Genomic DNA, 12,069 nt, shown 5'->3' with positions numbered 1-12,069 from the left:
CCTACCCAGTACGGGCTATGTGAAGTATGTGCGGAACCTGGTTGAGGATCAGGTTCAACCCGGTCTCAACAGCATCAGGTGAACCAGGTAGGCAAATCACCAGTTTGCCATTAACCGTACCCGCTGTTGCCCTGCTTAACATTGCGGCTGGGCCTATCCTCTGGTAGCTTATGAACCTGAAAAGTTCACCGAAGCCCTCAATCTCCTTGGTGAAGAGGGGCTTAACGGACTCAATGGTTACGTCACCCTTAGCTAAACCAGTACCCCCTATCAGAACCACCACATCAACGTCAACCCTATGGGTTAGCGAATCCACGGTATGCCTAATCATCCCTTCATCATCATTAACCAGCATCCTCCCAACCACCGCATGCCCCTTGCTGGTTATGATGCTTACCGCTAAGTCACCTGAGTCATCGGTATACTGTTCACCGGCCCTAAGGTGCTCATACCTAGACGTACTAACCGTAACTATGAAGAAGTTGACTTTACTTGGCCCCAACCTCTCATGCTCCTCGTGAGGTGACTTAACCTTAACACTGCCTGAACTCACGTTAAACCAGGTTTCATAACCTTTTTAAAAGTAATTCATTAATCCAGCCTCAGTGGCCATTATCTAAGGCTTAACCCTAGAGGGTGAGGCTTGACTCGACATGACCCCCTCCCCACCTCAGAGAGACGGGGGTTTCACCTTGGGGGTCTCGATGGTTACCCCGCCTATTGCGGGGTTATTAAACACCCCAGCAGTAAAGCAGAGATTAATAAACCCATCGCATGAGACCCACATAGTGAGGTAACCCCGCCATAAATGGCGAGGGTTGACTCGACGTCAGCGCTATGGACCGTCATCAAATAGGTCCTCAGCGTTGTAAGGCCCACCACTAGGCCTTATCCGTTGCTCATCACTATTCATAGCCACTAACCAGCCTTATTTAAATACTTAGCCCTAGAGTACCTTAAACTCCTCCTAATCCTAATTGTGCTTAGTATTACTGAGTAGGCGCTGTTTTCACTAATGCTTAACCTAGCTATATCGTTAATAGCCTTCATCCTACTAACCCTAACCACGGCGCTGAGCCTAATGTTACCCAGGTTCCTCCTAATGTATGACGCCATGAATACTGATATGGCGTAGTCAAGCTGGTTGATTAATCCCCCTAACCATGCCCTATCCGCCGGGCTCTCAATACCCATGGTGAACTTACCCATCCTGGCCAGGTAACGGGCATAGAGCCTAGTATATGGTTTCGAGCCTGGCCTTAGGTTAATGGCCATGGTCAACTCCCTTCTCAACTCATCATCAAGAATGCCCCTCCTTAAAACGCCGTTAATTGCCTCATGGGCTGAATGTGGGTCTAGGGTAACTAGAATTTCCTTAATGAGGGTCATTGGATGGAGACCCAGGTTAGCTGACATGAGCATTAGGTCAATTGGACCTCTTCCAATTGAATACTCGACCATAATCCGCGTTAAACTACTACCACCATATCCCTGTGCCATTAACCTCTTTATGTAGCCGTTTAGAACATTTCTAATGTTAGTTGAATCCCTAAGTAGGTATTTAGCTAATGTCGGGTTCCTAATGCTAGCTACGGGGCTTCTTTTCAGTATGAACCCATCCCAATGATGAACCATCCCCACGTTTTCCCTCATCCTGATGGCTTTTGCGACCAGCGTATTACGCTTAGTCTCTAACTCCCGCATGATGCTCATTACCATGTTAAGGCTGTCCCGTGATAAGCCTTCACGTAGGCCCCTAATGGACTCCATTAACCCATTAACATAGTTAATAACCCAGGGTGATGATAATCTCCTGTACATGTCCATTAAATCCATCAACCTACCCTTATCAACCCTCACTAACCCAGCCTTAACCAGGGTTACCAAGGCCCCTGTGTTAAGGTTCATGGCTGAGAGCAACGCCGCTAAGGTAGTGGATTCACCATTCCTATTAAGGCCTGTGGCCCTGTTCACACCATCCATGGTGTTGACTAGGCTTGGTAATAGGCCTCTTGAGTGACTGTGAGTTAGGTAAGCTAATGCCAACTGTGCATTACGCCTAACGTCAAGTAGTCTTAACCTATCCCTGTACTCCATGATGCTTCTGAAGAACCAATACCTAAGCCTCCTCTGGGCATCACGGTTACTTAACATCCCTCTCTCATATAGTTCAAAAATAATGGACTCATTCCTAAGTAGCCTCTTCACCAGGAATTCCCTTGACTCAATCCAGTAACTCCACCTACCACCAAGCAGCATCCTCTCAGCCGTCTCCAGTGGCCCAAGTGGCTTAGCTAGCAGGTGCCTTAACTTAACCCTAGTTGAGGTGCTGATACCACGTCTTACGCCTGTTACCTCGCCTAGTAGTCTCATCACGTATGGGTTACCCCTCGACTTGATGAATGTTCCCAGTAGGCCGTGGTTACTTAGGTGCCTTAGGTACCCAGGCCTACTGTAGATAGACGCTAGTCTATGTATTGTGCGGCTGATGGTTGACCTATTGGTACGCTCATCAATCGCGCTCCTTAAGTTAACAGTGTCTCCACCGCGCTTAAGCCTAATCAAATGCGCCAGTAACCCAGACCTCTCATTGCTGACAATGAATATTAAGTTCCTTAGGTTATCAATTAGTCTCGATATGGGTGTGTTAATGGGCATTGACTCACTGGTTACTATGAGCAGTGCAGTTACTAGACCAACCAGTGATAGTGGATACATGAGCCATGTTAGTGATTCGGGTATTGCCAGTAGCCAACTAACTAAGTCACTACCTCTAAGGCTTTCATTCATCTCCCTGAAGTATGTGTACAGGTAACTGGTGTATGCTATTAACCTACCTTCACTACCCCACGTGCTTAATCTAGAACCGGTGATAGTAACATCACCATTAATCACCCCATTACCCCTGCACGTTACGTTTACTACGTACTGCGTTAAGTCTCTAGGTGGGTTAGGGTCTATGGGCTTGAACCATGCCCCATTACCCAGCTGAATAATGCCACCCACAATAGATGCGTTAAAGTACCTAAGAGCGTAGCCCTCAAACTCATTAAACATGGCTACTAACCCACTGTTAATCACAGTATCATTACCCAGCCTTAACACGTTAACCGTGCAATTGGGGTTACTTAGGTTAACCCTTACCGAGGCTGCATAGGCCCAAAGCACCATTAACGATACTCCATTTAGGCTCTGCTTAAAGTGTATCACCTCAGTGTCATTGCTAGCAGTGTAAGACCAACTGGAGGGTTCATTAACCCAACGCCAGATTGCCGTCACGTAGCCGTTACTTAACAGCATCTGCACCTTAGGGTTAATATTCACCGATGTGATCACCCAACCTTGAACATGTTTAGTGGTAATGGTTACAGTTGAAGGTACATTAACCCAGTCAACGTAGGTGGAGTTTAATATCACGGTGGTACAGTTTAGGTCGCCGCCAATGATTATTGAATCACCATATGATATGAAGCCCATACCACATACGTAACCAGTAGCCATTACGTAGGGGGAGTTAATTAGGTATATGTGAATGTAGCTGTAATTGGGGATTATATTGAGGGATTTATTGACAGTATTGATTAAGTTTAGAATACCAGCATTATTAGGCTGTCCAACGTAGACTATCACCAGCATGAGGGATAAGATTACTGCAACTATTGGAACTACCAATGGCCTAATGTTCCTAACCATGACTAATGGTATGAGTAACGTTAATGCTGGTGCACATGCGCTAGCTATGTACTGCACCACGTAAACCATGTGGTATATCATGTACATGAGTTGTGCATAGGATAAGGTAACGTACAGTATCTGTGATGCCAAGTCTATGAATCTCCCGAAAACAACGTTAAGGCCTATGTAACTTACAATATCGTAAATATTAATGTTATTAATGAATAGGCCCATTATGTTAAGTGCAGTTAATACTACACTCTTAATTACAACCAAAGTTAATATTAACTCGGTAAGCCTATACCAGGATGACTCAGCGTTAAGTATGTGGGTTGGGTTAACTCTGATAAATAGGCTGTAGATTACTAGAGATACCGCTGAAAGACTTACAAACATTATTAAATCATTTATTAAGAAATGGTAGTTAAGTCTTCTAATTTTATAAAGAATAATAACGAATGCTTCAGTAAATAGTGCAATTAATGGTGCAGTAATCATGTTAATGCATTCCTCCAAAGTTCAATAAATGGGCCGAAGAATATCCTGTACAGTAGCTCACTGGCGAAGGACGCTGGGTTAACTATGCTTGAGCCGCTCACGTAGTTAGCGATTAATGCAATGGAATACACAGTAACGTATAGGCCGATTAACGTGACTATGAACCACTTGAAGTTGCTGAATAGGTCCCACAGGGCAGCAGCCCTAGCCCACCCGGTTGGCCCCAGCTTACTCTCAATGGCCTTAATAACGACGCTAATAACCATTAGCCATAGGGCTAGACCCCCAATTATACTTAAGACCCTAAATGCCTCACTGATTATCGGCACCACGATTTCATTCTCGATTTCACTAACTATGTCATAAACCACCGTTATCATGAATAAGAAGTACTACTACATTATGGTTAACTTTATACTATGTAGGGCAATGGTTTTAGGCATGGCGCCCTATATTAAATAAATGTTATAAGCATACGCGTGTTAAGTATCCATGGTTAAAGGTGGTGATTCAGAAAAGACCCTATACATGTACGCCCCCTCATTATTCCTAGACCTCTATATAGGTTCAAGTTTACTGGCTAACCACTACGTTAAGTATGCCGTATCATTGGCTTCACTGGTTAATGATAGGGATTTCAAGGTTATCCTAGCCAGTAAGCTCCTTGATAATGGGGGTAGGGGGTACGTTGATGATGTGATTAATAATTTGAGGTACGTATCCTTAATATCCGTTATCAACCCTGGTTACGTGGTTAAGTTAGCCTTAAGGTTAACCAGTGCTATTAAGGATTATGAGCGTACCCATGACTCTGAGATGGTTAAGTGGTATAGTAGAGTGACCGGTAGCAGGGAATTGCCGTACAGTAAGATGATATACTCCCTAAAGCATACCGTTAAGATAACCAGGGACATGGTTAAGCATTACCTGTACAGTAAGGCGCCGGGCATGCTTAGGAAGAGTATAGTGGATTCACTAATGCAGTACATCTCAATACTGCCCGATGCGCTGGTTGATTACCTTAAAATGACAAGTAAAAGCGACGCCATGGCCATAATCTTCCTAACCCACCTAATCAATGCGTACGGGGTCGACTACCCACTGCGCCTAATGTTCAACGTAATGAAGAGGCTAATTGTGAAGAACCCGGAATTGCTGAAACTGGTGCTAAGCCGCATACTCAATAACCTATCCTCAAGGTCCAGTTACTACAAGGCTGTTTTAGCCGAGTTAACCAGGATATACATCTACAGTAATGATTCACTGGACGATGAGTCAATAATCTACACTTCGTTAAACTCAATGATGAACAATGACAGCGTACTAATGAGGCATGGGGTTGATTTAATCAAGACATTGGGGCCATTAATGTATGAGTACATCTATAGGTTAAGCATACTCTCGTTAAACAATGATCCAAGGTCACTTGATGAATTATCTGCAATGCTCGGGGGTGTGGGTAGGGGCTTGGTTGACCTGATACTTAGGGAGTGGGATGAATTAAACAATGAGTACAGCCTAACGTAGTTAATTAGTGTTAGGCGCGCAACCTATTTTAACAACCATGGATGAACCGGGTATGCTCATTGACGGTAAATTAAGGGATTTACTGATGGAAGCCCAGTACAACTTCCCAATCAGCGATAGGCCATTCCTAGAGTTAGCCAACAGGGTGGGTGCAACGGAGGATTGGGTTATAGACTCAATGAGGAGGATGAGGGAACTGGGGCTTATTAGGAGAATCGGCGCCTTAGTCAATTATAGGGCTAGGGGAATGATATCTGCATTGGTTGCGTTGAGGGTCAGTGATGGGTTAATAGACCAAGTGGCCTCGGAGATTAACAAGGATAGCCAGGTGACGCACAACTTCCTCAGGGTACACGACAGGTATAACATCTGGTACGTGACTAAGGCGGGCAATAGGGAGGAGCTTGAGGGTAAGGTCATGAGGATAGTGAACGGGTTTGGGTTGAGACTTGAGGATTACGTGATACTGTACGCCGAGAGGACGTATAAGATTGACGTTAAGTTCGACCTCTACGGGGGAGTCTCTAGGGCTAAGATACGTAGATTACCCAGTGAGCCGCATAGGATTGAGGAGTCCGGGTTACCCATGGGCTTCTACGAGTCCATAAAGTCAATAAAGATAGTGAGCGAGCCATTCAGCGAATTATCAACCAAGTTCGGAATCCCAATGAGTAGGCTGCCTGACTTGATAAGCGAGTTGAGGGATAAGGGCATTATAAGGGACTTCTACGCAATGCTTGACCCAGACTTGGCAGGTTTCAGGGCAAACGCCATGGTAGTTTTCAACACTGATGACTGCGAATCAGTAGCCAACATAGATGAGGCAACCCACGTGGTTAAGAGGGTGACTGTGCCGGGTAAGTGGGAGTACAACTGCTACTTCATGATACACGCCTTTAATTACGAAATCATCAGAAATGTTGTTAATGAGAGACTGGGTAAACTGGGCATAGCCAACTACGAGCTACTACCCAGTATTCGTAACCTACTGCCTAACATGGCCAGGAGAATTGAACAGTAGGCATATGCAAGATTAGTCTCCAACATGGGTAAACATGAGTATCTACATTGTTATTATGCGGCAATGTTCGTCCCCATGTTAAGCACACTTGATTGAAAGTTTAAAAGCCATTTCATAAGCATCCTCATGGTGGTTTAATATACCCTACACCATAGCTGTGGTGGCGGATGCACCTATTCCTAGCAGAAGCAATAGGGACCTTTACTACAGCATTAGGGCTAAGGGCCATGTGCCTAGGTACATACAGATCTCCCGATTATCAATTAAGCTAGACAACGGCGACGTAAGCGTCATATCAGGTGAGGGTAAGGTCAACATAGATGGGGTTTTCCTGAGGAGCCTAGGCTTCCTGATAGACGTTGAGCAATTCTTCCACAGGGTCAGTGTTTTGAGGATTCTTGAGGAGTCTGGGAGTAGGGTGGTTAATAGTGTTGATGGCTTGTTGAAGACCAGGAACAAGATAGAGACCTTAGCCATACTGGCCAGGAACAAGATACCAGTGCCCTCAACAGTATCAACGGAGAGCCTATTGGTGGCTTACAATGCGGCTAAGAGCATGGGGCAAGTCGTCATTAAGCCTGTCCAGGGATCAAGGGGCTTCGGCTCCGTTATGGTGAAGGACCCTGATGTAGCCTTCCAAGTGGCCAGATCCCTCCTCGTGGTTAAGAAGCCAATATACGTTCAGAGGTATATTGAGAAGCCCAACAGGGACATTAGGGTTATGGTCATTAATGGTGAAGTGTTTGGGTGCATGTACAGGATTGTGTCTGATGGGCAGTGGAAAACCAACATAGCCCAGGGTGCCTACGGGAAACCCTGCGGTAACGTTGATGAGGAGCTCAGGGAGTTATCCATAAAGGCCACCGAGGCCTTGGGCCTAACCTACGCGGGCGTTGACATTGGGGAGGGGCCTGAGGGGTACGTGGTGTTTGAGGTTAACGGTAGCCCCGACTGGCAGGAATTAGCCTCAGTAACCATGAATAACCCCGCGCCCAGGCTGGTTGAGGTTATGGAGAGCCTAATCAAGAGATAAGTGGCACGTCACCTATTGACTGGCTCAGATTCTCTCCACAGGGTTTCAAAGTAGGTCCTGGCTATCTCAATGATGTACTCTTGGGTTGAGTATAGGGATAGGTAATCTGCCCCATACTGTATGGCCAACAGTACACCGTTGCCTATGAAACCAGCCCCGAACATGGAGTCCCTAACCCTGAGGTTAACCCTAGGCGGCAAGGCCTTGGCGTGGTCAATGAGGCCCCTGGTCACCAGCAACTTAACCTCAGCAGCCCCAGAGGCCTCGGTTATCATTGATAAAACCTCCTCATCCAGGAGCTGCTCGTAGGGTATGGCAATGCTTATGTCCCTGGCGCCACCCATTATGACTATCCTAACCAGGTTCTTGGTGCTTTGAAGCCCCTTAACGGTGAAAAGGGTTTCACTACTGGCCTTAACCACCCTCTGGTTCGATGCCTCATACACCATCTGGAGGGTGTTTATCATGGGCTTAGCCCTCTCAACAACCTCATTAATCCTCGAGACCACCATACCGAAGACCTCCTTAGGCGGCTTAGCCATGAAGACCTCCGGCCTCTTGCTCGAGTCCACATCAACCAACCCCAGTTTAACCATGCCCTTCAAAACACTGTAAACCTTGGAGGACGGTATGTTGGCGTACTTGGCCAGGGAGACGGCCGTTAAGGGCCCCCTCTCAACTAGGGTTAGGTAAGCCTTAAGCTGATACTTAGAGAGGCCCATCATCCTCATCAACCTATTGACGTAGTCATCAAGCACGGTTAAACCAACCAAGTGATCCTATAATACTTTTCCGCCCATTAAGCATAGGCGTTCCCCACGGCGGTAGCTTTTAATTCAAGTAGGTTGAGGCTTAGGTATGGTTACTATTAGGGATGTGGAGGTTTACCCGATCAGTGACCTGGCCACCGCCAAGGCAAGTCCATGGGCCTCAGTCTCAATAATAGTTAGGGTGGTTACGTCTGATGGGCAGGTGGGTTATGGTGAGGCGGTGCCCACGCTTAGGGTTAACCAGGTCGTTAAGGCTATTGAGGAGGTTAGGAGGCTTGTGGTGGGTAAGGACCCGTTCAGGATTGGGTACCTTTACAGGGAGTGGTATAAGCACGACTTCTACGTAAGCAGGTCCTTTGAATCGGCAACGGCGTACAGCTCAGTGGACATCGCCCTCCACGACATATTGGGTAAGTACTATGGGGCACCCGTGTACCAGCTCATAGGTGGGTTGATTAATGAGAAGGTTAAGGTTTACGCCAACGGCTGGTACTCCGACTGCGTAACCCCAGAGGACTTCGCCAGGAGGGCTAAGGAGGTTGTCTCAATGGGTTTCAAGGCAATGAAGTTCGACCCCTTCGGCCCATACTTCGACTCAATGGATAGGGCTGGCCTTGAGGAGGCTGTGGAGAGGGTTAGGGCTGTTAGGGAGGCTGTGGGTAAGGGTGTGGATATTTTAATCGAGGTTCACGGTAGGTTCAACGTAAATACGGCTGTTCAAATGGTTAGGGCCATGGAGCAGTTCGACCCATTATTCATAGAGGAGCCCGTGCACCCAGACCTAAACATGGAAGGTTTGGGTAAGGTTAAGGCTGCCACGGGTGTTAGGATTGCCGTGGGTGAGAGGATAATCAGCGTTGAGGAGGCTCTTCAACTGGCGGAGAGGGGGCTCGTCGATGTTCTTCAACCCGACATAACCAACGCCCTAGGCTTCACAGGCATGAGCAGGATAAGGGCCATAAGCGAGGCCTACGGTATTGAACTAGCCCCACACAACGCCTTCGGCCCAATACAACACGCAGCCACGATGCAATTCGACGCAGGCACCTATAACCTGCTAATCCAGGAGAGCTTCTACGAATTCTGGCCCCAGTGGAAGAGGGACGTAATCAACGATGCCTTCAAACTCGAGGATGGCTACCACACGGTACCCAGCAAACCCGGCCTAGGGGTAACAGTCAATGAGAGACTCCTCGAGGAGATGAAGTTCACAGGCATGGAGCCATTCCACGAGGAGGAACCAGTATGGGTTATTAAAGGTACTTGGAGAAGGTTCAGCACTTAAAATACATTATCCTAGCCCATTGCCTGCCTTATTAACATTAACCACCAGGAGATGCAGCTGGGTTTGGTTTATGCAATGTATTTTAAATGAATGCAAAATTTGCATTTTTCAATCTTTATTTAAACTTCTTCTTCATAAAGTTTATTACTTCTTTGATATAAGTATAGCTAATATAATTAGCATTAAAAGGAACATTATTACTATTAATGCTGATGAAGTGTTTAAGCTACTATAAGGTATCGTGGTTGAAGTGATAGTGGTCGAGGTAACATACAGTGTGGTGGATGTTGTGGTTGAGGTGACTGTGCTTGACGTCGACTTACTGATACTAATCGTTGTGGAGGTTGTACTTATGGTAATCGTTGAGCTGGTTATTGTACTTGCGGTTGAGCTAGTGGTCGTCTGAGAAGCCTGGTAGTTGGCGGAAGAAGTAGACGTAGTTGTACTGGTAGTTGGGGTCGTTGCCGTAGTAGATGTACTCGTCGTGGTGACTTGCACATACATTGGCCGCGCCGACACAATAGGGCCGTTCACCACAATCTGGTCAGGCCCGACAAGCACGTATTCCTTGCCGTTTACGTAGACTGTCTTGGGTAGGTTTATGACTGACCCATTTGCGTACCATCCAGCTATTGTTCCGTTGGGTAACATTATTTTGACGTAGTACTCTACAGTGTAGGGAACTTGGATTGACCCTGGGTTGTTTACGATGAAGCTGTAGGATGTGGTTATGTTGTACACCTCGTATGGGCCCACATGGATGACCTGCGGGTAGACCTGGATTACGGTACCCATGTCGTACCAACCTGAAGTCAGCTCCTCCTTGACCCCGTTCACGTAAGCAGAGACGTTTAAATTCACCATCACGTAGTACTGAGTAAGGTACTTGGCGATTATCTGATAGGTGCCTGGTTTGCTTACCATGAAACTGCCCCCAGACTGCAGTCCATTGACTTCAACACCCTCGAGAATCATCCTCACCGAGCCATTGATGTAGTATAAGCTATCGAAGCTTATGTTCACCGGGAGGGCCACCGTGTAGGTTCCGTTGGTGTAGTATTTACTCCCATTGATGTAGAAGACAGGGACAGGCGAGACCACCTCTATATTAGCGGTCTCAATGGGCTTTATCCCAACGAACTCGAGGAGCTGACCGAAGTATGGGTTGTACCAAACCCCAAACGGGTCACCATTCCAGCCGTTATAGTTCCAGATCCCTATTATGGTTACTCCCATTGAGGATAGTTGAGATATTACGTCCTCGTAGTAGTTTATCGTATCCTGGTAGCCCACTGGAGCATTGAAGTCTATGTAGGCAGTCGCGGAGGGGTTCTCGTAACCCAGCACATCCCCATCCCTAAAGCCAACTTCCCCTATGAAGAAGTTAACACCATTCTGCTGGGCGAAGCTCTGGAGCGCGGAAATCTGACTAACGAAATTGCCGGGTATTTGAACCTGGCCGTTAAAGTAGTCGTAGGATGGATATGGGTAAACATCATAGCCCAAATAATTCAGGGTTATCCCGTTAGACCGGAGATACGTGAACACGCTCTCTATGGAGCTGACGCTCTGGCCGAGGTCAGTGTAGTAGAAGAGCTGGGCGTGCGGAAGGTCCTGCCTAATGAGCGAGTAAACCTGGTAGTATCCGTAATCGTCAAGGTCATTCATCTCGGAGACCCCGACAACCAGTCTCTCTCCCCTGTTAGTGATGCTGGCAATCTGCATGAGGGTGTAGTTCAAGAGGAGTAGCTGCGGCTGAGTGACGCTGGTCAGGTAACCCCTCCACGTGCTAGTAGTCAGGAAGAAGTTCACGAAAACCACGCTGGAAGAGTTGTATACCGCCTGGAGCTTCGAGAGCTGTTCCGAGATCCAGTAGCCGTTGCCATCGTAGGCCAAGGTCTCCTGCAGGGTGGCACCGTTCCCCAAGCCATCCGTGTGAAACGCAAACACCACACCTACCATTACCCTCGGCAGGTATGGCAGAAGGTTGGTGTATGTGCCGTTTGAAGGTCCCCAAGGAACAAGCCAGAGGAGCAGGATTGGGTCTCCAGTAGGCGAGTAGGCCATTACACCCACCACTAAAGCGGTAGCCGGGAACAGCAGTACTAGCATAAGTATGCTCAAGACGCGTCTCATATTACCCTGCATACCATGTTTTGCGTTAGCCTAGTTTATAAAAGTCTGATGATGAAGGACTTGGTGATGCCAGCCTTACCATTTAATGTAGCTGGGCTGGCTGGGATTTCAGTCTCCTCCCCCA

The 12,069-nt window shown here is 47.1% G+C and carries 9 protein-coding genes; 4 read left to right on the top strand and 5 right to left on the bottom strand.

Annotated features, from left to right (window positions below; all coding sequences use genetic code 11):
* Position 1: 1 nt before the first annotated feature.
* From AAX04_RS03140 to AAX04_RS03130, 3 genes are all read right to left on the bottom strand, one after another.
* On the bottom strand, positions 2-553 hold the full coding sequence (locus AAX04_RS03140; protein WP_084761166.1) for a molybdenum cofactor biosynthesis protein B: 552 nt from the start codon (positions 551-553) through the stop codon (positions 2-4).
* Positions 554-918: 365 nt separating this feature from the next.
* On the bottom strand, positions 919-4,071 hold the full coding sequence (locus tag AAX04_RS03135; protein WP_156519670.1) for a hypothetical protein: 3,153 nt from the start codon (positions 4,069-4,071) through the stop codon (positions 919-921).
* Positions 4,072-4,169: 98 nt separating this feature from the next.
* Positions 4,170-4,553, bottom strand: coding sequence for a hypothetical protein (locus AAX04_RS03130; RefSeq protein WP_066793846.1), 384 nt, complete (start codon positions 4,551-4,553; stop codon positions 4,170-4,172).
* Positions 4,554-4,665: 112 nt separating this feature from the next.
* On the opposite strand from AAX04_RS03130, the gene AAX04_RS03125 reads away from it, so the two are divergent.
* The 3 genes from AAX04_RS03125 (at position 4,666) to AAX04_RS03115 (ending at position 7,754) form a co-directional block, all read left to right on the top strand.
* Positions 4,666-5,700: a hypothetical protein gene (locus AAX04_RS03125; RefSeq protein WP_066793842.1), complete on the top strand. Its 1,035-nt coding sequence runs from the start codon at positions 4,666-4,668 to the stop codon at positions 5,698-5,700.
* Positions 5,701-5,752: 52 nt separating this feature from the next.
* On the top strand, positions 5,753-6,721 hold the full coding sequence (locus tag AAX04_RS03120) for an Lrp/AsnC family transcriptional regulator (RefSeq protein WP_084761173.1): 969 nt from the start codon (positions 5,753-5,755) through the stop codon (positions 6,719-6,721).
* Positions 6,722-6,881: 160 nt separating this feature from the next.
* Positions 6,882-7,754 carry a RimK family alpha-L-glutamate ligase gene (locus AAX04_RS03115; protein WP_369818403.1) on the top strand — a complete coding sequence of 291 codons (873 nt, stop codon included), beginning with the start codon at positions 6,882-6,884 and terminating at the stop codon, positions 7,752-7,754.
* Between the two features lie 8 nt (positions 7,755-7,762).
* Here AAX04_RS03115 and AAX04_RS03110 read toward each other — a convergent pair whose 3' ends face one another.
* Complete coding sequence (locus tag AAX04_RS03110) at positions 7,763-8,527, bottom strand: TrmB family transcriptional regulator (protein WP_238377782.1); 765 nt, start codon at positions 8,525-8,527, stop codon at positions 7,763-7,765.
* A gap of 85 nt (positions 8,528-8,612) precedes the next feature.
* Here AAX04_RS03110 and AAX04_RS03105 point away from each other — a divergent pair, with 85 nt between their 5' ends.
* Positions 8,613-9,809, top strand: coding sequence for a mandelate racemase/muconate lactonizing enzyme family protein (locus tag AAX04_RS03105; RefSeq protein ID WP_066793836.1), 1,197 nt, complete (start codon positions 8,613-8,615; stop codon positions 9,807-9,809).
* Between the two features lie 144 nt (positions 9,810-9,953).
* On the opposite strand, the gene AAX04_RS03100 is transcribed toward AAX04_RS03105, so the two are convergent.
* The gene (locus AAX04_RS03100; RefSeq protein ID WP_156519669.1) at positions 9,954-11,876 is read right to left on the bottom strand and encodes a hypothetical protein; all 1,923 of its coding nucleotides are present in this window, start codon (positions 11,874-11,876) and stop codon (positions 9,954-9,956) included.
* Between the last annotated feature and the right edge of the window lie 193 nt (positions 11,877-12,069).

Source organism: Caldivirga sp. MU80 (genome assembly GCF_001663375.1).
Taxonomy (GTDB): domain Archaea; phylum Thermoproteota; class Thermoprotei; order Thermoproteales; family Thermocladiaceae; genus Caldivirga.
The sequence above is the reverse complement of the archived record's forward strand: the minus strand, read 5'-3'. Positions and strand labels throughout refer to the sequence as shown.